The following is a 21,688-nucleotide window of genomic DNA, read 5'->3' on the forward strand; positions in this document are numbered from 1 at the left end:
AGGGGCAGAGCCCCTCTCCAGCCGCGCGCCGGAGTTCACTCCGCCACGCAGTCTGCGAAATACTCCACCGATCCGTCGGGCATGGTCTCCTGCACCAGCCCATGGATATCGGTCTCGAAGCCGGGGCACTCGCGGGCGAACTCGCGGTTGAAGCGCAGGTAGTCGACGATGCGCTTATTGAACACCTCGCCCGGGATCAGCAGCGGGATGCCCGGCGGGTAGGGGGTGACCAGCGAAGTGGTGATCCGCCCTTCGAGCGCATCGATCGGCACGCGCTGCGTGGTGCGGCGCGCGATATGCGAGAAGGCCTCGCCGGGGTTCATCGCCGGGGTGAGATCCGACAGGTAGATCTCTGTCGAAAGCCGCGCCACGTCGTATTTGGCGTATTGCGCGTGCACGTGCTGGCACAGGTCCTTCAGCCCCATGCGCTCGTAGCGGCGGTGCTTGGCGCAGAACTCCGGCATCGAGCGCCACATCGGCTGGTTCTTGGCGTAGTCGTCCTTGAACTGCTGCAGGGCGGTCAGCAGCGTGTTCCAGCGGCCCTTGGTGATGCCGATGGTGAACATGATGAAGAAGCTGTAGAGCCCGGTCTTTTCCACCACCACGCCGTGCTCGGCGAGATACTTGGTAACGATCGAGGCGGGGATGCCCCAGTCCTCGAAGCGGCCGTCGAGGTTGAGGCCGGGCGTGATGATCGTCGCCTTGATCGGGTCGAGCATGTTGAAGCCCGGCGCCATGTCGCCGAAGCCGTGCCAGCTGTCGGTGCCGCTGCTCTCTACGCCCTCGGCATCGGTCTTTTTCAGCACCCAGTCGCGGGTCCGGCCCATGCCGTCGCTGTTGTGGTCGAAGTCCTCGGGGCCCCAGACCTGGAACCACCAGTCATCGGCGCCGTATTCCTCATCGACCTTGCGCATGGCGCGGCGGAATTCCAGTGCCTCGACGATGCTCTCCTCGACCAGCGCGGTGCCGCCCGGAGGCTCCATCATCGCCGCCGCCACGTCGCAGGAGGCGATGATGCTGTACTGCGGGCTCGTCGAGGTGTGCATCAGGTAGGCTTCGTTGAAGAGATGCCGATCGAGCTTGGTCTCCTCGCTGTCCTGCACCAGCACGTGGCTGGCCTGCGAAATCCCCGCCAGCAGCTTGTGCACCGATTGCGTCGCATAGGTCAGCGACTTGCGGGTGCGCCCGCGCTTGCGGCCCATGGCATGATAGGTGCCGTAGAACGGGTGGAAGGCGGCGTGCGGCAGCCAGGCCTCGTCGAAATGCAGGTTCTCGACGTAGCCGTCGAGCAGTCCCTTGATCTCTTCGGTGTTGTAGAGAACCCCGTCGTAGGTGGACTGGGTGAGGGTCAGGATGCGCGGCTGCACGGTCTCGGGATCGACGTCCTTCAGCAGCGGGTTGGCGCGGATCTTCGCCTTGATGCTCTCGATCTCGAACTCGCTGCGCTGGATCGGGCCGATGATGCCCCAGTGGTTGCGCGTCGGCTTGAGGAACACCGGGATCGCCCCGGTCATGATGATCGAGTGGAGGATCGACTTGTGGCAGTTGCGGTCCACCACGACCACGTCACCGGGCGCCACGCTGTGGTGCCAGACCATCTTGTTCGAGGTCGAGGTGCCGTTGGTCACGAAGAAACAGTGATCGGCGTTGAAGATCCGCGCGGCGTTGCGCTCGGACTCGCCGATGGCGCCGTTGTGGTCGAGCAGCTGGCCGAGTTCCTCGACCGCGTTGCACACGTCGGCGCGCAGCATGTTCTCGCCGTAGAACTGATGGTACATCTGGCCGATCGGCGACTTGAGGAACGCCACGCCGCCCGAATGCCCGGGGCAGTGCCACGAGTAGGAGCCGTCCTCGGCATAATCGAGCAGCGCCTTGAAGAACGGCGGCTGGATGCCTTCGAGATAGCTCTTGGCCTCGCGAATGATGTGCTTGGCGACGAACTCCGGCGTGTCCTCGAACATGTGGATGAAGCCGTGCAGCTCGCGCAGGATGTCATTGGGCAGGTGCCGCGAGGTCTTTGTCTCGCCGTAGATGTAGATCGGCACGTCCTCGTTTTTCCAGCGCAGCTCTTCGATGAAGTTGCGCAGATTGAGCACCGCTGGATCGAGCTCGGGACCCGGAGAGAACTCCTCGTCGTCGATCGACAGCACGAAGGCGCTGGCGCGCGACTGCTGCTGTGCGAATTGCGACAGGTCGCCGTAGCTGGTGACGCCGAGCACCTCGAACCCCTCGGCCTCGATGGCTTCGGCGAGCGCGCGGATGCCGAGGCCCGAGCTGTTCTCGGAGCGGAAATCTTCGTCGATGATCACGATGGGGAAGCGGAACTTCATTCTTTTCTCCAACAGGGGGTCTTTCGTTGGGTGGATGTGCGGTCGCCGAGGCCTTGGGCCCCTGTTCCGGGCGGGTCGTCGGGGCACGCTATGTTGCCCCTATAATGATCGGATGTTTCTTTCTTTTGAACCCGTCCCCGTCAAGGGGGCGCGGACCGGCTTTCTGGCGGGAAAGCGCGCTTGGATCATCGGGACGGCGGGGCTCACCCATAGGCGGCAAGCAGGGATTTCAGCCCGTCCAGCGTGTCGATCTCGTCCACCGGCTTGTCGCGCCGCCAGCGCGCCATGCGCGGGAAGCGCAGCGCAATGCCGGACTTGTGACGCGCGCTCTCCTGTATGCCCTCGAAGGCGATCTCGAAAACCAGTTCGGGCGTCACCTGCCGCACCGGGCCGAAGCGTTGCTGGGTGTTGCGCTTCACCCAGCGGGTGATTTCGTCGAACTCGGCGTCGGTGAGGCCGGAGTAGGCCTTGGTGAAGGGGACCAGCCCGTTGCCATCCTTCACCGCAAAGGTGAAATCGGTGAAGAGGTTGGCGCGGCGGCCATGGCCCTGCTGGGCGTAGATCATCACCGCGTCGACACTGAGCGGGTCGAGCTTCCATTTCCACCAGTCGCCGCGCTTGCGCCCGTCGCGGTAGGCCGAGTCCCGGTGCTTCAGCATCAGCCCTTCGGAGCGGAGCTCGCGCGCGCTCTCGCGGCGCGCGGCGAGGGCGGGCCAGTCGGTCTCGTCGAGGAGCGGCGAGGGCATCACGGCGGCATCTTCCGGCAGGCCGGAGAGCAGCGACTCGAGCCGGGCGCGGCGCTCCGACAGAGGCAGCGCGCGGATGTCCGCGCCCTCGTGCTCCAGCAGGTCATAGGCCAGCATTCGCACCGGCGCCTCGGTCAGCAGCTTCTTCGGCACGGTCTTGCGCCCGATGCGCGGCTGCAACTGGGCAAAGGGCAGCGGGCTGCCGTCCTTCCAGGCGAGGATCTCGCCGTCCAGCACCGTGCCCGGCGGCAGGAAGTCCGGCGTGCGGGCGAACTCGGGGAAACGGTCGGTGATCAGCTCCTCTCCCCGCGACCAGAGGTGATGGGTGCCGCCGCGCAGGATCAGCTGGCCGCGGATGCCGTCCCATTTCCACTCCGCCAGCCAGTCCGCCGGATCGCCGAGGCTCGCGGCCTCTGCCTCGAGCGGCGAGGCGAGGCAGAACGGGTAGGGGCGGCTATCGTCTTCGCTGGCGTCCTCTTCGGCGGTGAGCTGGTCCCAGCTGGTGTCCTCAGGCTGCCACTTGCCCATCAGCCGCAGCGCCATCGCCGCCTCGTCCACCCCCGTCGCTTCGGCCAGTGCGCGGGTCATCAGCTTGCGGCTGATGCCTATGCGAAAGCCACCGGTGATCAGCTTGTTGAACAGGAACCGCTCGGTTGGCTCGAGGTGATCCCAGGCCTCCAGCACCGCGTGCTTGCGGTCCTCCGCCTCCTTCTCGGCCAGCCCCTTCACCACGCCGATCCATTCCGCCAGCTCCCGGTCCTCGGGCGCGGCGGGCGACGGCAGGATAAGCGCGATGGTCTCGGCGAGATCGCCGACAATGGGATAGCTTTCCTCGAACAGCCAGAGGGGGATGCCGGCGCGCTCGGCGGCCCATTCGCGCAGCAGCGTTGTGGTGACCGCGCGCTTCGGCCGGCGCCCGGAGAAGAGCGCAACCGCCCAGAGGCGATCCGCCTCGGGCGCCTCGCGAAAAAACTCGGTAAGAGCGGAAGTTTTCTCTGAAGTTCTGGTGGTTTGATCGAGTTTTGTGAAGAGGCGCGCGAAGTCCTTCATGCGGCGTCTCCACTTTGCTCGGTCGCGTCCTCGTCGCCGCCGAACTCGGTGGGTACGGGGGTGGCGGCGTAGCCCTCGCTGCGCAGGTATTGCGCAAAGATGTCCACGTAACCATGTGTCGGATATATGTTTTCTGCGCCGGTATCCTTGATCGCGCGCAGCAGCGCGGGCCAATCGGCGTGGTCTGAGATGACGAAGCCCCGCTGCACGCCGCGCCGCCGCCGCACGCCGCGCAGACGCATCCAGCCAGAGGCGAAACCGGTCTGTGCCGGGCCGAACTTTCGCGCCCAGGAGGTGCCGAAGGCCGAGGGCGGTGCGATGACCATCGGCGCGGGATGCGCCTTGCGGTCGTAATCCGGCGTGACCGGAACGGTCTCGCGGTCGAAGGCGCCGATCTCGCGCAGCACCGCGTTGCTGCCCTCGACTGCGCCATGGGTGAGGATCGGGCCGATCTCCGGGTCGAGCATCGAAATCAGCCGTTGCGCCTTCCCGAGGCTGTAGGCCCCCAGCAGCGAGGCGCGTCCGGCTTCGCGGTTGGCGCGCCACCAGGCGTTGATCTCGGCGGCGATCTCGGCCTGCGGCTGCCAGCGGAACACCGGCAGGCCGAAGGTGCACTCGGTGATGAACGCATGGCAGCGCACCGGCTCGAAGGGCTCGCTGAGCCCGTCGTTCTCGAGCTTGTAGTCGCCCGAGACCACCCAGACCTCGCCGCCCACCTCGACCCGCACCTGCGCCGAGCCGGGCACGTGTCCGGCAGGATGGAAGCTGATGGTCGCGCCGCCGATCCTGCGCGGTTCGCCGTAGGGCTGCGTTTCGACCTCCACCCCGAGCCGGTGGCAGATCATCGCGGCGGTGACCGGCGTGGCGAGGTAGGCGCCATGGCCGGGGCGGGCGTGGTCGGAATGGGCGTGGGTGATCAGCGCCCGCGGCACCGGGCGCCACGGGTCGATGTAGACGTCCGCAGCGGGACAGTAGATGCCGCGCTCGGTGAAGCTGAGAACCGGGTCCGCCATGGGGCGGAGGATAGGGCGCAGGTTGCGGGCGACCAGATCAGGCCTGCTCTGCGGGCTGCGCCTGCTCGGCGCCCTGCCGGTAGTGAGCCACCAGTTGCGAGACGATGCGGCCGCGGGTCACCACGTCTTCCATGAGCACCTCGTGCTCGCCGGCCTGGACGACCTCGAGCCTGCCGCCGGGCCAGGATGCCATGCGGGCCCGGATGCGGGCGGGGTCGACCACCCGCTCGTTGCTGCCGAGATAGGTGAGGCAAGGCACTTCGGGCGCGGGCCGGCGCGACAGCGACAGGCATTCGGCCAGCGCCTCGTGCAGCCAACGCAGCGAGGGGCCGCCAAGCTGCAGCTGCGGCACTTCGGTAACCTGGCGCAGCATGTAGTCCCAGCTGGCGCGGTCGGTGGTCAGCACGTTGCCCTCGAAGGCGGTGCGCGACAGGTAGCTGCCGGGCCCGGTCGAGGGTGCGTAGAAATGCCCCATACCCATGCGCGCGCCGGACCAGCTCAGCGCCCAGGCGGCGGGGCGGACCGGGCCGAACATGCGGATGCCCCACATCGGCGCGGTGAACCCCGCGGCGGCCACCGGCAGGCCGCGGGTCAGGGCGCGCAGCCCGATGGCCCCGCCCATGGAATGCGCCAGCAGGTGCAGCGGCCGCGGCAGCCCCAGCACGTCCACCGCGTCGAGCAGCGCCGCCACGTCTTTCTGGTAGTCGGCAAAGAGGTGCACGTGACCGGTCTGCACATCCTCGAGCATCCGGTCGGCCAGTCCCTGGCCGCGCCAGTCGATGGTCAGCACGTGGAAGCCGCGCGCGGCGAACTCCTGCGACACGCGGCCGTATTTCTCGACGTATTCGGTGCGGCCGGGAAAGAGCAACACGGTGCCCTCGGCCTTCGCCGGGCCGGGGTAATGGGCGATGCGCAGGCGCAGCCCGTCCTCGGCACGTACCCAGAAGGCGCGGCCCCCATCGGGGCCGTCGGCCAGCTCGGCGTGGAAGGGGGCTGCCTCGAACATCAGGCCAGCGTGCTCGCCAGCCGCATGGCCGCGCCCATGTCGCCGTCGACCTTGAGCTTGCCGGTCATGAAGGCGGTGGTGGGGTTCTTCTCGCCGTCGATGATGGCGCGGAAGGTCTCGGTGTCGGCGGTCAGCGTCACCTCGGCCTCGTCATCGCCGACGCGCGCGCCGTTCTCGTCGACGATCAGGCTGCCTTTGCCCTCGATGACGAACTTCGCGATGCCGGCGAATCCCTTGCCGTCCAGCTTGTTGTTCAGCGCGGCGACCGCCGCCTTGACCGTTTCGCTCATGTTGCGGGCACTCCTCACGAATTCCTGTGCTGGCAAAGCGCCAGCCGTGCGCTACACTCTCCTCTATGAGCATCCTGATCCGCGAATTCAAATCTAGAACGGTTGCGGCGCTGGCCCTAGTCACGTTTTCCCTACCCGTCGCGGCGCAGGCGGACCGGGCGGACGAGCTTCTGGCGGAGCTGGCAGGCGCCTCGAGCCCCGAGATCGCCGACCGGGTGGAGCGCGACCTGTTCAATGAATGGTCGAAATCCGGCTCGCCGGCGATGGACCTGCTGCTGAAGCGCGGCCGCGACGCGCTGGAGGTCAGCGACTTCCAGACCGCCATCGAGCATCTCACCGCGCTCACCGACCATGCACCCGGCTTTGCCGAGGGCTGGAGCACGTTGGCGCTGGCCTATTACGCCGCGGATGCGCTCGGCCCGGCGATGGATGCGCTGGAGCACACGCTGGCGCTCAACCCCAATCATTTTGGTGCCTTGCAGGGCGTCGGGGCGATCCACGAGGAGCTGGGCGATCTTGACCTTGCCTATCGCGCCTATTCCCGGGTAGTTGAGCTTCGGCCCTATGACAGCGATGTCACCGAGGCCATCGAAAGGCTCGAAACGCGGGTAAACGGCGTTTCGCTCTGAGGCACCGGCCCGCCGCAAATCAGGCGACCGGAAGAGGAAAGACAAGGCCCCCTCCCATGGCCCAACGCGCACGGATCGCGGCCGTTCTCGGCCCGACCAACACAGGCAAGACCCATTACGCCATCGAACGGATGCTGGCGCACAGGACCGGCATGATCGGCCTGCCGCTGCGGCTTCTGGCGCGCGAGGTCTACGACAAGGTCGTGGCCGCCCGCGGTCCCTCGGTTGCGGCGCTGGTGACCGGCGAAGAGCGCATCGTGCCGCCGCGCGCGCAGTACTGGATCTGCACCGTCGAGGCGATGCCCGAGGGCATGGGGTGCGATTTCGTGGCGATCGACGAGATCCAGCTCTGCGCCGACCCCGAGCGCGGCCATGTCTTCACCGACCGGCTGCTGCGCATGCGCGGCCTGCACGAGACGCTGTTCCTCGGCTCGGACACCATGCGCGGGCCGATCTCGCAACTGGTCAAGGGCGTGGAGTTCATGCGCCGCGACCGCATGAGCCAGCTGATGTACTCGGGTTCGAAAAAGATCAGCCGCATGCAGCCGCGCAGCGCCATCGTCGGTTTCTCGGTGGACAACGTTTATGCAATCGCCGAGCTGCTGCGCCGCACCAAGGGCGGCGCGGCGGTGGTGATGGGGGCGCTCAGCCCGCGCACCCGCAACGCGCAGGTGGACCTCTACCAGAACGGCGACGTGGACTATCTCGTGGCCACCGATGCCATCGGCATGGGGCTCAACCTCGACGTCGATCACGTGGCGTTTTCCTCGCTGCGCAAGTTTGACGGGCGGCGGATGCGCGAGCTTCAGCCGAACGAGCTGGCGCAGATCGCCGGCCGGGCGGGGCGGGGGATGCGCGACGGCTCCTTCGGCACCACCGGCGAGGCGGGGCAGATCCCCGAGGAGTGGGTCGAGGCGATCACCAGCCACAGCTTCACCCCGCTCAAGAAGCTCAACTGGCGGAACCCGCAACTGAATTTCGGCTCGCCCGAGGCGCTGATCGCCTCGCTGGAGAAGGCGCCGGACGATCCCTCGCTGGTGAAGGCGCGCGAGGCGGACGACCTGATGTCGCTCAAGTCGCTCAACTCGCAGGCGGAGGTCCGCGCGCGCGCGTCCGATCCGGCCTCGGTCAAGCTGCTGTGGGATGTCTGCCGTATTCCCGATTTCCGCGGGATCAGCCATAATGAACACGCGGCGCTGCTGCAGGTGATCTACCAGCACCTGCACGAGCGCGGCAGCATTCCGCGCGATTTCATGGCGCGGCAGGTAAAACGCATCGATCGAACCGATGGCGACATCGATGCGTTGTCGAAACGTCTGGCATTTATCCGCACTTGGACTTACGTGGCGCAACGCAAAGGTTGGGTCGATGACGAAAGCCATTGGCGCGAGGCAACCCGCGCGGTAGAAGATGCCCTGTCCGACGCGCTGCACGCGCGTCTTACGCAAAGATTTGTTGACCGCCGCACGTCAGTGCTGATGCGGCGGTTGAAGCAGAAGGAGGCCCTCTTGGCCGAGGTGAACGAGAACGGAGAAGTGACCGTCGAAGGCGAATTCGTCGGTCGGCTCGAAGGGTTCCGCTTCCGGCAGGATGCCGGCGCAACGGGACAGGAAGCGAAGACGCTGAAGACGGCGTCGCTGCAGGCGCTGGCGCCGCATTTCCACCTGCGGGCGGATCGCTTCTACAACGCGCCCGACACCGAGATCGACTTCACCGAGCAGGGTGGCCTCATGTGGGGCGACCAGGCCGTGGGCAAGCTGGTCAAGGGTGACGATCCGCTGAAGCCGCGCATCGCGGTCTTCGTCGACGATGAGGCCGGTGCCGATGTGGCGCAGAAGGTGGAACGCCGCCTGCAGCATTTCATCGACCGCAAGATCGCCGCGCTCTTCGAGCCGCTGCTGGCGATGAAGAACGACGAGACACTGTCCGGCCTGGCGCGGGGCTTTGCCTTCCGCCTGATCGAATCGATGGGCATCATCCCGCGTGGCCAGGTGGCCGACGAGGTGAAGCAGCTGGACCAGGATGCCCGCGGCGCGCTGCGCAAGCACGGCGTGCGCTTCGGCCAGTACACCATCTTCATGCCGCTGCTGCTCAAGCCCGCGCCGACGCGCCTGCGGCTGGTGCTGTGGTCGCTGTCCAGCGATCTTGACACCTTCCCCGAGGCGCCGCCGCCGGGCCTGGTGACCGTGCCCAACATGCGCGAAGTGCCGATGGCGCATTACACGCTGTCGGGCTACCGCCCCGCCGGTGAGCGCGCGATCCGCATCGACATGCTCGAGCGTCTCGCCGACATGCTGCGCAGCGAGGACAGCCGCGGCGGTTTCGAGGCCAAGGCCGACATGCTGTCGATCACCGGCATGACGCTGGAGCAGTTCTCGGACCTGATGCAGGGTCTGGGTTACCGCGCCGAGAAGGGCGAGCGCAGCAAGGTGCGCGCCGCCGACAAGGTGGTGACCGAGAGCTCCGAGCCCACCGGCACGCCGGGCGAGGACGAGCCCGTCTTCGACGCCGCGCAGGAAGAAGAGGCGACCCCCGCCGCGATGGCCGACCCGGCTGCCGCGCCCGAGGCTGCCGATCTCGTCGCTGGCACCGAAGCGATCGACGACGAGGGCGTGGCCCCGATCGCCGAGACCCCGGATGCGGTGGAAGTGGATGACAACATCCCCGAGGCCTCCGAGACCGAGATCCTGCCGGGCGAGGCCCCCGATGCGGCGCTCGCCGGCCCCGAGACCGAGGTGTTCTACACCTTCACCTGGGGCGGCAACCGCGGCGCACGCGGTGGTCGTCAGGGCGGTCGCGAGGGTGGCCGTGACGGCGCGCGTGACGGGGCCCGCGAGGGTGGTCGTGACGGCGGCCGCGAGGGCGGACGCCAGGCGCGTGGCGGCGGCAAGGGTGGCCCCAAGGGCGGCGGCAAGCCGCGCGGCAAGGGCGGCCCGAAGGGCGGCGGCAAGGGTGGTCCCAAGGGGCCGAAGACCTTCGAGTCGCGGCCCGAGAAGAAGGACCGGATCGATCCGGACAACCCCTTCGCCGCGGCGCTCATGGGCTTCAACAAGGGCAAGTCCTGAGGCGCATCGCGCGTGGCTGATCCGGTCTCCAAGATTCGCATCGACAAATGGCTCTGGCAGGCCCGCTTCTTCAAGACGCGGGGCCTGTCGGCCAAGGCCATCTCGGCGGGTGTCCGGGTCAACGGGCTGAACGTCTCGAAACCGGCCTTCAACGTGGGGCCGGGGGACGTTCTGACCTTCAGCCAGGCGCGCCAAGTGCGCGTGATCAAGGTCGTGGCGCTCGGCGAGCGCCGCGGCCCGGCGCCCGAGGCGCAGCAGCTCTACGAGGATCTTGATCCTCCGCAGCCGAAATCCGAGGACGACGTTCCGCCCGTGCAGCGCCTCGAAGGCAATTCTCGTCCGACCAAGCGCGACCGCAGGAAACTCGATCTTGATCGTGGCCGGGCGCTTGAATGATCGCCTGTGCTGGTCTAGCTAAGCGCCTAACAGCCTTTGAGAGACAGCAATGACCTACGTCGTCACCGAGAATTGTATCGCCTGCAAATACACCGATTGCGTGGAAGTCTGCCCGGTGGACTGTTTCTACGAAGGTGAGAACACGCTGGTCATCCACCCGGATGAATGCATCGACTGCGGCGTCTGCGAGCCGGAGTGCCCGGCGGATGCCATCCGCCCGGATACCGAGCCGGACATGGAGAAGTGGGTGGAGTTCAACCGCAAGTACGCGGAGCTCTGGCCGGTGATCATCACCAAGAAGGACCCGCTGCCCGAGGCCGAAGAGCGCGACGGCGAGGCCGACAAGATGACCAAGTACTTCTCGGAAGCGCCCGGCGAGGGCGACTGAGACGGTGGAAATACCCCCGGCGCGGCCTGCGATTCGTCCCTGCCGCACCGGGACCCGCTCACGGGGGCGTGTATTGCCCCGTAACATGTTGGTTTAGAAAAACTTCTTTCCGGCCCGGGCGCTCCTAGGAAAGACGTTCATTTTGTGCTATGTTCTGCGCCACTCATGTTGAAACCATGCACACATGACCGGGCCGGTCTGCACCCCGGGGGTTAAGCTAGTCGCGTAAAACCAGGCGAACGGAATGCTCCGCATCCCGTCCGTCTTTCTGTCGCGTGTGCTCAAGGTTTCGCTGCTAAGGACGCTGTTGGATGACCAAGACCAAGAAGAACGAATTCCGCCCGAATGACTACGTGGTCTACCCGGCCCATGGCGTGGGTCAGATCATGTCGATCGAGGAGCAGGAAATCGCCGGCCTCACGCTGGAGCTTTTCGTGATCTCCTTCGAGAAAGACAAGATGACGCTGCGGGTTCCGACCCACAAGGCGACCGAGATCGGCATGCGCTCGCTGTCCTCCCCGGACGTGGTGAGCCAGGCGATGAAGACCCTCAAGGGCAAGGCCAAGGTGAAGCGCGCCATGTGGTCCCGCCGTGCCCAGGAATACGAACAGAAGATCAACTCGGGTGACCTGATCGCCATCGCAGAAGTGGTGCGCGACCTGCACCGCGCCGACGACCAGCGCGAGCAGAGCTACTCCGAGCGTCAGCTCTACGAAGCCGCGCTCGAGCGCCTGACCCGCGAAGTTGCCGCCGTCAGCGGTGGCGACGAAGTGGCTGCCGCCCGCCAGGTGGACGAGGTTCTCGGCCTGCGCGCCGCCTGATCGCATCGACCTCCCGTCGCATTTTTAAGGGCTGTCCCCGCAGGGACAGCCCTTTTTCATTCTTGATGACCTAGCGCTGCTGGGTGAGGGGCGCTGTCACGTGGCGCGACGCACGAGGGCCGGGCCGCGAGAGCGGGGCGGCCGGCGGGGCGCTGCGTCCGTCGGCCCCGCCGCGCAAATATGGCTGCGCGACCGCGGGCTCGGAGGGCGGTGCCGCGGGATCCCGCTGCTCTGCGGCTTGTTCCGGCGTCCCGCCTCAGGGCTCCGGTCAGTGCAGTTTCAGCTTGGGCCGGATGCGGCTGGAGGCACCGCCGAGCAGCGCGCCCAGCGTGGCGCGCCAGGTGCCCAGCACCGACTTGCGGTGGAGGAAATGCAGCGAGCGGTAGGCGCGGCGGGCCAGCCAACCCTCGATGGTGATCGTGCCGATGGCCTTGCCCATCAGCGAGCCGACGGCGCCCTCGTTGCTGATCGCCACCAGCGAGCCATGGTCGGCGTAGGAGAACTCTTTCAGCGGCTTGCCAGCGATCTGTGCCAAGATCTGGCGCTCCATGAACTCGGCTTGTTGCGTGGCGACCTGCGCGCGCGGCGGCAGCGAGCTCTCCTTGGCGGGCCAAGGGCAATCGGCACAGTCTCCGAGGGCGTAGATCCGGTCATCCGCGAGGGTCTGCAGGGTGGGCCGTACCTTGAGCCGTCCCAGGCTGCCGGTCTCGAAGCCTTCGAGCTGGCCGACCACCTCGGGCGCGCGCACGCCGGCCGCCCAGACCGTCAGGTTCGAGCTGAGCACCGTGCCGTCGGCGAGGTGGACCGCGCCGGGCTCGATACGGGCCACCTTGGCGCCGGTCTGCACGTCGATGTGCAACTCGCGCAGGTGCCGTTCGACCTTGGCCGAGATGTTCTCGGGCAGGGCGCCCAGCACGCGCGGTGCGGCTTCGAGCACGCGGATGGTCACCGCATCGGGGCGGCGCACCTTGTGGATGCCGTTGCGGGCGAACTGCCCGGCGGCCTCGCGCAGCTCTGCGGCGAGCTCGACGCCGGTGGCACCGGCACCGATGATGGTCAACTCGAGCTTGTCGTTGCTCGTGCACAGCGCGCCGGTCTGAAAGCGCAGGAAGAGGTTCAGCAGTTCTGCCTGCAGCCGTTTGGCCTGGCTCGGCGTGTCGAGCATCATGCAGTGCTCGGCGACGCCCGGCGTGCCGAAGTCGTTGGAGCGGCTTCCGATGGCCAGCACGAGGATGTCGTAGGGCAGGGCGCGCTTGGGCGCGAGCGGGCGGTTGGCTGGGTCGTTCACCGCCTGCAGCTGCACGAGGCGCTTTTCGCGGTCGATGCCGACGAAGCGGCCGAGGCGGAAGTTGTATTCGTTCCGGTGCGAGTGCTCGAGCAGGCTGATCTCCTCGTCGAACCCCTTGGTACCGGCGGCGAACTCGTGCAGCGAGGGCTTCCACATGTGCGAGAGGTTTTCGTCCACCAGGGTGATCTCGGCCTTGCCGGCATGGCCGAGGCGGCGGCTGAGGCGGGTGGCGAGGTTCAGCCCGGCGGTGCCGGCACCTACGATGACGATCCGGGGCGGCTTGGGGGTCTGCTGGGAGGTCTGGGGCATGGTCGAGGCTATTCGCATCTTGGAGCCGGAGGGCGGGACGTGGCCGGCGCCGCGTGCGCGGGTCTTGGTCCACCTCAGGCGCGCTCCGCTTAGCCCAATGCTGCAGGTGCAGCATCCGCGAAATGCCGATGCGTAATGACAATCGCGCGAGGTGATATGTCGCACGCGGCAATTTGCCTCAATTTTAAGCTATCCGCATGGGAATGAAGGGATTTTCCCCTGGATTGTATGCCGTGGGATACCTTCAGGCCACGTCTTCGCGCTGCGCTTCCAGCGCTTCGAACAGTGCCGTCTCGAGATCTTTTTCCAACTCGCGGGCGCGCCTCACGTAGGCCGAGTTCTGCGACGGATGCGTGTTCGGGTCCCACAGCGTGGCAAGTTCGCGCATGGTTTCGCGGTCGTGGTGGTAGAAGGTTTCCTCGGCGATGGCGGCCTCGTAGTCGCTCAGCCCGGCCTGCTCGAGCACATAGCGCCCGGCCCGCAGCGAACTGTCGAACATCTCGCGCACGATCTTGTCCGCACCGGCCTGGTAGAGCTCGTAGACATGGGTGCGGTCGCGGGCGCGGGCGACGATGAAAATGTCCGGGCGGATGCGCTTGGCGAAGCGCACCAGCTTGGTCGTGGCCTTGGGATCGTCGAGCGCGGCGACCAGCACCTTGGCCCGGGAGATGCCCGCGGCGTGCAGCAGTTCGGGGCGGGTGGGGTCGCCGAAGAAGCCCTTCACCCCGAACTTCCGCATCAGCTCGATGGTCTGCATGTCGTGGTCGATCACCACGGTCTTGAAGCCGGCGCTCTGCACCAGCCGGTTGACGATCTGCCCGAAGCGCCCGATCCCCACGAGGATGATCGGCCCCTCGCGGTCGATCTTGTCGTCGGGGCGCTTCTCGGCCTTTTCCTCGAACTTCCCCGAGAGCTTGTCGTAGAGGATGAAAAGCGCCGGGGTGATCAGCATCGAGAGGGCCACCACCATGAGCAGCCGCTGTCCGAAGACCTGCGTCATGACGTTCTGCTGCAGGGCGAAGGAAATCAGCACGAAGCCAAACTCGCCCGCCTGCGCCAGCGACAGGGTGAAGAGCATCCGGTCGCGGCCACGCAGGTGGAAGAGCCCGCCCAGCACGTAGAGGATCGCGCCCTTCAGCAGGATCAGTCCCAGCGTGATGCCGAGCAGCAGGAAGGGCTCGCGGAGGAAGTCCGCGAAGTTGAGCCCGGCGCCCACGGTAATGAAGAAAAGCCCCAGCAGCAGCCCCTTGAAGGGCTCGATGTCGCTCTCGAGCTGGTGGCGGAATTCCGAGTTGGCCAGAACGACCCCTGCGAGGAATGTGCCGAGCGCGGGTGACAGGCCGACGAGTCCCATCAGGAAGGCAATGCCGACGACGATGAGCAGCGCCACGGCGGTGAACATCTCCGGCAGGTGCGAGGCATTGATGTGCCGGAACAGCGGCCGCGCGCCGTAGATGCCCGCGACGATGATCAGCGCAATTGCGCCCAGCGTCACCAGCGCCACTGCCCAGCCCGGAAGACCGGCCACCAGCGACATGCCGTGCCCGCCGCCATGGTCGCCCTCGGGCAGCTGGACGGCGCCGTCGGTGCCGAGCGAGGCGGCGATGGGCGCGCCGAGCAGCGGCATCAGGATCAGCATCGGGATCACCGCGATGTCCTGCGTCAGCAGCACCGAGAAGGCCGAGCGCCCTCCGGCGGTCTGCATCAGCCCCTTTTCCGACAGGGTCTGCAGCACGATGGCGGTGGAGGAGAGGGCAAAGACCATCCCGGCGGCGAGCGCGGTGGTCCAGACACTGCCCAGCCCCATGACCACCGCGGTCACCGCCGCCATGGTCAGCAGGATTTGCAGCCCCCCGAGACCGATCAGCCGGTGCCGCATGTCCCAAAGCGCGCGCGGCTCCAGCTCCAGCCCGATGATGAAGAGCATCATCACCACGCCGAACTCGGCGAAGTGGCGCAGGTCATCGGTGTGCGACACGAGGTGCAGCCCCGGCCCGATGATGATCCCGGCGAGCAGGTAGCCCAGCACCGAGCCCAGTCCCAGCCGCGTTGCGATGGGTACCGCGACCACTGCCGCGGCGAGGTAGATCGAGGCCTGAAAGAGCGCGCTTTCCATGTCAGTCCCGTGCCTGTTTCCGTCTGCCCTTGCCCGCGCATGATGGGGCGGGAACGCGCGGAATGACAAGCGCCCCCGGTGCGCGCCCGACATCACGTGACATTCGGGCAGGCCGCCTGATCCGCAGTTTCCGCCAGGGCCGTGCTCACGCTTGACCGATGCGCCGCAGAAGCGTATTTCACGCGCCGTGGCGATTTGTTGACGGATTGCGGGCCACGTAAAACATTCCGCTAAAAGGTCGGACGAGAGAGCCCCTTTCGCTTGACCGCGGACGGGGCTTTTTCATTTCCGGCGCAACGGGATGGCCGGGACACAGAAAGGTGGAAGACCATGGCAGATTTCAAGAAGGCATCGCGAACCGAACTGGTGCACGGCGGAACGAAGCGCAGCCAGTGGGGGGAGCTGAGCGAGGCGATCTTCCTCACCCAGGGCTTTGCCTACGACAGCGCCGAGCAGGCCGAGGCGCGCTTCATCAAGACCGAGGCGGATGAGTACATCTACGCCCGCTACGGCAATCCCACCGTTGCCATGTTCGAGGAACGCATCGCGCTGCTGGAAGGCGCCGAGGATGCCTTTGCCACCGCCTCGGGCATGGCCGCCGTCTCGGGCGCGCTGACCGCCATGCTGAAGGCCGGCGACCGCGTCGTCGCGGCCCGCGCGCTCTTCGGCTCCTGCCTTTACGTGCTGGAAACCATCCTGACCCGCTTCGGTGTCGAGGTGGTCTTCGTCGATGGGGCCGATCTGGCCCAATGGGAAGAGGCGCTGAAGCCGGGCGCGGAACTGGTCTTCTTCGAGAGCATGTCGAACCCGACGCTGGAGCTGGTGGACGTGGAAGCCGTCTCGAAGCTCGCGCATGCAGTTGGTGCCAAGGTCGTGGTCGACAACGTCTTCTCGACCCCGGTCTACAGCCGTGCCATCGAGCAGGGCGCCGACGTGGTGGTCTACTCGGCCACCAAGCACATCGACGGCCAGGGCCGCACGCTGGGCGGGGTGATCCTCGGCTCGCGCGAGATCATCCGCGGCGTCATCGAGCCCTACATGAAGCACACCGGCGGCTCGATGAGCCCCTTCACCGCCTGGGTCATGCTCAAGGGTCTGGAGACCATCGACCTGCGCGTACGTGCGCAGACCGCCTCGGCCGAAGCCATCGCCAAGGCGGTCATCGGCCATCCCAAGGTGACCCGCGTCAGCTACCCGGGGCTGGAGAGCCACCCGCAGCACGAGCTGGCGCAGCGCCAGCTCGGGGCAGGGGGCACGATGGTCGCCTTCGAGATTGAAGGCGGAAAAGAGGCAGCCTTCCGTTTCTGCAACGCGCTGAAGGTGATCCTGATCTCCAACAACCTCGGCGATGCCAAGTCGATCGCCACGCATCCTGCCACGACGACCCACCAGCGCCTCTCCCCGGAGCAGCGCCAAGGGCTTGGAATTGGGGACGGTTTGATCCGTCTTTCGGTCGGCATCGAGGACACCGGGGATCTTGTTGCAGATATTCAACAAGCCCTTGACGTTGCGTAATAATCAGGCGGCTAGGGGAAATAACGTTTGCCCTAGCCACATTTTTGCCCGCAATAGATGATCCATAAGAGTAGTGGTGCCCGTATAAGGGTCGTAAATGGTGGTTTTTTCGGTAAAACATCCTAAGTACGTTGGAACGAACCCCCGCCTCGGAGGGCAGGACATGAATGTGTATTCGCCGGTAGTTGACCGTAACCCAAGCCGTGATGACGCAGAGGCAGCGCTTGCCGTTCTCCGTCAATGGACCGAGGCAGCCGACGACAGTGAAATTACCGATCTCGACCCCGCACTTCTGAAACTTCTGGGGGCAGCGCAGGACTATCCGGTCTTCTCGCGCCAGTATCCCGAGGGTTTCGCCGTCGATGACGCCTACAAGACCTCGTTGCCCGACCTGCAGAACGGTCCGGCCTCGCTGATCCGTGGCGAAAATGTGCGCATCCAGCACGTCGGCATTTCGAACTTCCGCCTTCCGATCAGCTACAAGCTGAAGGACGGCCAGTCCCTTTCCGTCGAAACCTCGGTGACCGGCACGGTCAGCCTCGAGGCCGACAAAAAGGGAATCAACATGTCGCGCATCATGCGCAGCTTCTACACCCATGCCGAGAAGAGCTTCAGCTTCGGCGTGATCGAGGCGGCGCTCGACGACTACAAGTCCGACCTCGAAAGCTTCGATGCGCGCATCCAGATGCGTTTCCGCTTCCCGATGAAGGTGGAGAGCCTGCGCTCGGGCCTGTCGGGCTACCAGTACTACGACATCGCGCTCGAACTGGTCGAGCAGGATGGCGTGCGCCAGCGCATTGCCCACCTCGATTACGTCTACAGCTCGACCTGCCCCTGCTCGCTGGAGCTTTCCGAGCACGCTCGCCAGTTCCGTGGCCAGCTCGCCACGCCGCACTCGCAGCGTTCGGTGGCGCGGGTCTCGGTGGTGCTGAACGACGACAGCGACGACTGCCTGTGGTTCGAGGACCTCGTGGGCCTGTGTCGCACCGCGGTGCCGACCGAGACGCAGGTCATGGTCAAGCGCGAGGACGAGCAGGCATTTGCCGAGCTCAACGCCGCCAACCCGATCTTCGTCGAGGATGCCGCGCGCCTCTTTGCCGAGGCGATGGCCGGTGAAGAGCGGATCGGCGACTTCCGCGTGCTCTGCAGCCACCAGGAAAGCCTGCACTCGCATGACGCCGTGGCGCTGCTGACCCAGGGCGCGACCTTCGCGCAGACCAGCCTCGATCCGACGCTCTTCCCGAGCCTGATCCATCAGGGCTGACGCCGGGGCCTCCGCGCCCGGGCGCTGCCCGAGGCTGCCGCAAGATTTGGCACTTCCCCGATGCCGCCGGTCACTCCGGCGGCATTTTGCTGCACTGCGGAAATTTTCCGGCGCACGTTCATGATTTCCATGCGGGGAGGGGGCATGCTGGGACCGGGAGGGCAGGCAACCCACCGGAGGTCTTCGTATGGCCACGAGCAGCATCGCAGAGAATGTCATGATCGGCATGGGACGGGGATCGCTCCGTGCCAGGATCGACGCCTATTTCGTGGGCATCGGGCAGGGCATCAACGCCTACGGGCTGCGCCGCGCGCGGATGCACCAAATCCTCGTGCTGGAAAGCCAGAGCGACGAGCGCCTGGCCGAGCTGGGGCTGACCCGCGACCAGATCCTGCCACATGTGTTCCGCGACCTCTTCGGCGACTGAGGGGCGCGCTTGACAGGCGCGGGCCGGCGGGCGAAGGCTCTGCCATGTTCGATGTCCGCCCCGTCGCCTACGTCCTTGGCCTTCTCGTCACTACGCTCGGCGGCTGCATGCTGGTCCCGTTCCTCGTGGACATTGCCGAAGCGCGCGGACATTGGCCTGTCTTCCTCGAAAGCGCATTGATCACCATGCTCTGCGGCGGCCTCGTGAGCCTCGCCTGCGCCAACGCCGGGCGGCAGGGGCTGACGCTGCAGCAGACCTTCCTGCTGACCGTCGGAGCCTGGGTGGTGCTGCCCTTCTTCGGCGGCATTCCCTTCATGCTCGGGGCGACCGAGGCGCGGGTGGTGGACGCCTTCTTCGAGGCCATGTCGGGGATCACCACCACCGGCTCCACCGTCTTCACCGGGCTCGACGCGTTGCCCAAGGGCATCCTGCTCTGGCGCGGCATCCTGCAATGGCTGGGCGGCATCGGGATCATCGTCGTCGCCATGGTCTTCCTGCCCGAGCTGCGGGTCGGGGGGATGCAGATCTTCCGCTCCGAGGCCTTCGAGACCATGGGCAAGATCCTGCCCCGCGCCACCGAGATCGCCTCGTCGATCTCGACCATCTACGTGGGCATGACGCTGGCCTGTGCCGCCGCCTACATGGTCTGCGGCATGGATGCCTTCGATGCCACGGTGCACGCGCTGACCACGCTCTCGACCGGCGGTTTCGCCAATTATGATGCCTCCTTCGGCACATTTCAGGGCCCGGCGGAATATGTCGCCGCCTTCTTCATGATCGCCGCCGCGCTACCCTTCGTGCGCTACGTGCAGATGCTGGGCGGCCACCATACGGCGCTGTGGCAGGACAGCCAGGTCCGCGCCTTCTTTGCCACCATCCTCGCGCTGGTGGCGGTGATGAGCGTGACCCTGGTCTTCCAGTTCCCGCACCACCCCGAGCAGGCGATCCGCGAGTCGCTGTTCAACATCAGCTCGATCATCTCCGGCACCGGCTACGCCTCTGTGGACTACATGGGCTGGGGGCCGTTCCTGATCACGCTGTTCTTCTTCATCGGGCTGATCGGCGGCTGTGCGGGCTCGACCGCCTGCTCGGTGAAGATCTTCCGCTACCAGCTGCTTTTCGCCTCGATCCGCGTCCAGCTCAAGCGCATCCGCGCCCCGCATGGCGTCTTCACCCCGCGCTTCGACGGTCGGCCGGTGGCCGACGACGTGCTGAGCTCGGTGATGGCTTATTTCGTCTTCTTCGTGGTCTCGCTGGGCGTGCTGTCGGTGGCGCTCGGCTTCACCGGCCTCGACTTCGTCACCTCGCTGTCGGGCGCGGCCACCGCGCTGGCCAATGTCGGGCCGGGGCTGGGCGACATCATTGGCCCGGCGGGCAACTTCGCGACGCTCAACGACACCGCCAAATGGCTGCTCTCCTTTGCCATGCTGGTCGGCCGGCTGGAGATCATGGCGGTCTTCGTGCTCTTCACCGTGCGCTTCTGGCGCGACTGAGGATGCCTCCGGCGGGCGTATTTGGAGAAACATGAAGGCGCGTCCGGCTTTCATCTTTCCCCAAATACTCATCTCGCGGCGGAGAGGTCGTGGCCGAGGCCGGGGCGACGGGCACCCCGGCCTGCCGCCGTCACCCCTGCGGCACCAGCTTGCCGGGGTTCATGATGTTCTGCGGGTCGAGCGCGCGCTTGATCTCGCCCATGACCTGCCAGCCCATCCCGTGTTCCTCTTCCATGTAGGCCAGCTTGCCATGGCCGACGCCGTGCTCGCCGGTGCAGGTGCCGCCCATCCGCAGGGCGCGCTCGGCCATGCGGTGCGACAGGCGCTTGGCCTCGACGAGGTCCTCGGGCTTGTCGGGATCAAGCAGAAGGATGGCGTGGAAGTTGCCGTCGCCGACATGGCCGAGGATCGGGCCGGGGATGCCGCTCGCCGCGATGTCGGCCTGGGTCTCCTCGACCGCTTCGGCCAGCCGCGAGATCGGCACGCAGATGTCGGTCACCACCGCCCGTGCGCCCTTGCGCGAGGCGAGGATGGCGTAATAGCCGTTGTGGCGCAGCGCCCAGAGGGCCCGGCGCTCCTCCTCTCGGGTCGACCATTCGAACGGGCTGCCGCCGTTGTCCGCGACGATCTCGGCAAAGCGCTCGGCGTCCTGTGTCACGCTTTCGGGCGAGCCGTTGAACTCCACCAGAAGGTGCGGGCTGTCGGCCATCGCCATGCCCGAATAGGCCGAGAAGGCCCGGGCGGTGGCGGCGTCGACGAATTCGATGCGGGCCATGGGGATGCCCATCTGGATGGTCTCCATCACCGCCGTGACCGCGCTGCCCATGTCGGGGAAGGCGCAGATGCCCGCCGAGACCGCCTCGGGGATGCCGTGCAGGCGCAGCGTCAGCTCGGTGACGAGACCGAGCGTGCCCTCGGAGCCGACGAAAAGCGCGGTGAGGTCATAGCCCGCCGCCGACTTGCGGGCGCGGGTGCCGGTCTCGATGGTGCGCCCGTCGGCGAGCACCGCCTTCAGCCCCAGCACGTTGTCCCGCATCGAGCCGTAGCGCACCGTCGTGGTGCCCGAGGCGCGGGTCATCGCCATGCCGCCGAGGGTTGCGTTGGCGCCGGGATCAACCGGGAAGAACAGGCCGGTGGCCCGCAGTTCCTCGTTCAGCGCCTCGCGGGTGACGCCGGGCTGGATCGTCACATCCATGTCGGCGGGGCGAATTTCCAGCACCTTGTTCATCCGGGTGAAATCGACGGTGACGCCGCCGTTCACCGCCTGGCCGTGGCCCTCGAGCGAGCTGCCCGCGCCCCAGCCGATGACCGGGCAGGCGTGCTCGGCGCAGATCTGCACGATGCGCTGCACCTCCTCGGCGGTCTCCGGGTAGGCGACGCCATCAGGTGGGGTGAGGGGGAAATAGGACTCGGAACGGCCATGCTGCTCCAGTTCGGACTTGGAGCGGGTGAATCGTTCGCCTAGGAAGGCATCAAGAGCCTCCAGGGCTGCGGCGACGGACATAGAGAAACCTCCGTGGAAAATCGGGGCGACCTTATCCC

The 21,688-nt window shown here is 66.5% G+C and carries 17 protein-coding genes and 1 riboswitch; of the genes, 9 read left to right on the plus strand and 8 right to left on the minus strand.

The window, feature by feature from the left end; genetic code table 11:
* Positions 1–35: 35 nt before the first annotated feature.
* The 5 genes from BM397_RS25630 to BM397_RS25650 form a co-directional block, all read right to left on the minus strand.
* Positions 36–2,330: an arginine/lysine/ornithine decarboxylase gene (locus BM397_RS25630; RefSeq protein ID WP_092430110.1), complete on the minus strand. Its 2,295-nt coding sequence runs from the start codon at positions 2,328–2,330 to the stop codon at positions 36–38.
* A 203-nt stretch (positions 2,331–2,533) separates the two neighbouring features.
* Positions 2,534–4,126 (minus strand): ATP-dependent DNA ligase, encoded by a 1,593-nt coding sequence (locus BM397_RS25635; protein WP_092430108.1) that lies wholly within the window; start codon positions 4,124–4,126, stop codon positions 2,534–2,536.
* On the minus strand, positions 4,123–5,139 hold the full coding sequence (locus BM397_RS25640) for a ligase-associated DNA damage response exonuclease (RefSeq protein ID WP_092430106.1): 1,017 nt from the start codon (positions 5,137–5,139) through the stop codon (positions 4,123–4,125). The genes BM397_RS25635 and BM397_RS25640 overlap by 4 nt, the downstream gene beginning before the upstream one ends.
* Positions 5,140–5,176: 37 nt before the next feature.
* Positions 5,177–6,145 carry an alpha/beta fold hydrolase gene (locus tag BM397_RS25645; RefSeq protein ID WP_092430104.1) on the minus strand — a complete coding sequence of 323 codons (969 nt, stop codon included), beginning with the start codon at positions 6,143–6,145 and terminating at the stop codon, positions 5,177–5,179.
* The gene (locus BM397_RS25650) at positions 6,145–6,435 is read right to left on the minus strand and encodes an SCP2 sterol-binding domain-containing protein (protein WP_092430102.1); all 291 of its coding nucleotides are present in this window, start codon (positions 6,433–6,435) and stop codon (positions 6,145–6,147) included. Before BM397_RS25650 ends, BM397_RS25645 begins: the two co-directional genes overlap by 1 nt.
* A gap of 65 nt (positions 6,436–6,500) precedes the next feature.
* On the opposite strand from BM397_RS25650, the gene BM397_RS25655 reads away from it, so the two are divergent.
* The 5 genes from BM397_RS25655 to BM397_RS25675 all read left to right on the plus strand — a co-directional run bounded on the left by BM397_RS25655 (position 6,501) and on the right by BM397_RS25675 (position 11,734).
* Positions 6,501–7,064 carry a tetratricopeptide repeat protein gene (locus BM397_RS25655; RefSeq protein ID WP_092430100.1) on the plus strand — a complete coding sequence of 188 codons (564 nt, stop codon included), beginning with the start codon at positions 6,501–6,503 and terminating at the stop codon, positions 7,062–7,064.
* A gap of 56 nt (positions 7,065–7,120) precedes the next feature.
* The gene (locus BM397_RS25660; RefSeq protein ID WP_092567426.1) at positions 7,121–10,129 is read left to right on the plus strand and encodes a helicase-related protein; all 3,009 of its coding nucleotides are present in this window, start codon (positions 7,121–7,123) and stop codon (positions 10,127–10,129) included.
* Between the two features lie 12 nt (positions 10,130–10,141).
* Positions 10,142–10,525 carry an RNA-binding S4 domain-containing protein gene (locus BM397_RS25665; RefSeq protein WP_092430096.1) on the plus strand — a complete coding sequence of 128 codons (384 nt, stop codon included), beginning with the start codon at positions 10,142–10,144 and terminating at the stop codon, positions 10,523–10,525.
* 49 nt (positions 10,526–10,574) lie between these two features.
* Complete coding sequence (gene fdxA / locus BM397_RS25670; RefSeq protein WP_092430094.1) at positions 10,575–10,913, plus strand: ferredoxin FdxA; 339 nt, start codon at positions 10,575–10,577, stop codon at positions 10,911–10,913.
* Between the two features lie 311 nt (positions 10,914–11,224).
* On the plus strand, positions 11,225–11,734 hold the full coding sequence (locus tag BM397_RS25675) for a CarD family transcriptional regulator (protein WP_092430093.1): 510 nt from the start codon (positions 11,225–11,227) through the stop codon (positions 11,732–11,734).
* A gap of 268 nt (positions 11,735–12,002) precedes the next feature.
* On the opposite strand, the gene BM397_RS25680 is transcribed toward BM397_RS25675, so the two are convergent.
* Positions 12,003–13,331, minus strand: a complete 1,329-nt coding sequence (locus tag BM397_RS25680) for an NAD(P)/FAD-dependent oxidoreductase (RefSeq protein WP_176806880.1) — start codon at positions 13,329–13,331, stop codon at positions 12,003–12,005.
* Positions 13,332–13,575: 244 nt separating this feature from the next.
* Positions 13,576–15,447: a monovalent cation:proton antiporter-2 (CPA2) family protein gene (locus BM397_RS25685; RefSeq protein WP_092430089.1), complete on the minus strand. Its 1,872-nt coding sequence runs from the start codon at positions 15,445–15,447 to the stop codon at positions 13,576–13,578.
* A gap of 177 nt (positions 15,448–15,624) precedes the next feature.
* Positions 15,625–15,701, plus strand: a riboswitch (SAM riboswitch).
* A gap of 76 nt (positions 15,702–15,777) precedes the next feature.
* Here BM397_RS25685 and metZ point away from each other — a divergent pair.
* The 4 genes from metZ to BM397_RS25705 all read left to right on the plus strand — a co-directional run bounded on the left by metZ (position 15,778) and on the right by BM397_RS25705 (position 20,146).
* Positions 15,778–16,962, plus strand: coding sequence for an O-succinylhomoserine sulfhydrylase (gene metZ / locus BM397_RS25690; RefSeq protein WP_092430087.1), 1,185 nt, complete (start codon positions 15,778–15,780; stop codon positions 16,960–16,962).
* A 163-nt stretch (positions 16,963–17,125) separates the two neighbouring features.
* Positions 17,126–18,226 (plus strand): GTP cyclohydrolase FolE2, encoded by a 1,101-nt coding sequence (gene folE2, locus BM397_RS25695; RefSeq protein WP_092430085.1) that lies wholly within the window; start codon positions 17,126–17,128, stop codon positions 18,224–18,226.
* Between the two features lie 187 nt (positions 18,227–18,413).
* Positions 18,414–18,653: a hypothetical protein gene (locus tag BM397_RS25700; RefSeq protein WP_092430083.1), complete on the plus strand. Its 240-nt coding sequence runs from the start codon at positions 18,414–18,416 to the stop codon at positions 18,651–18,653.
* Between the two features lie 44 nt (positions 18,654–18,697).
* Positions 18,698–20,146 (plus strand): TrkH family potassium uptake protein, encoded by a 1,449-nt coding sequence (locus BM397_RS25705; protein ID WP_092430081.1) that lies wholly within the window; start codon positions 18,698–18,700, stop codon positions 20,144–20,146.
* A 130-nt stretch (positions 20,147–20,276) separates the two neighbouring features.
* Here the strand turns inward: BM397_RS25705 and BM397_RS25710 are convergent, their stop codons facing one another.
* Entirely contained in the window at positions 20,277–21,650 is a 1,374-nt protein-coding gene (locus tag BM397_RS25710) for an FAD-binding oxidoreductase (protein WP_092430079.1), read from the minus strand.
* Positions 21,651–21,688 lie beyond the last annotated feature (38 nt).

Origin of the sequence: Alloyangia pacifica (genome assembly GCF_900116195.1) — a bacterium.
In the GTDB taxonomy this organism is placed as follows: domain Bacteria; phylum Pseudomonadota; class Alphaproteobacteria; order Rhodobacterales; family Rhodobacteraceae; genus Salipiger; species Salipiger pacificus.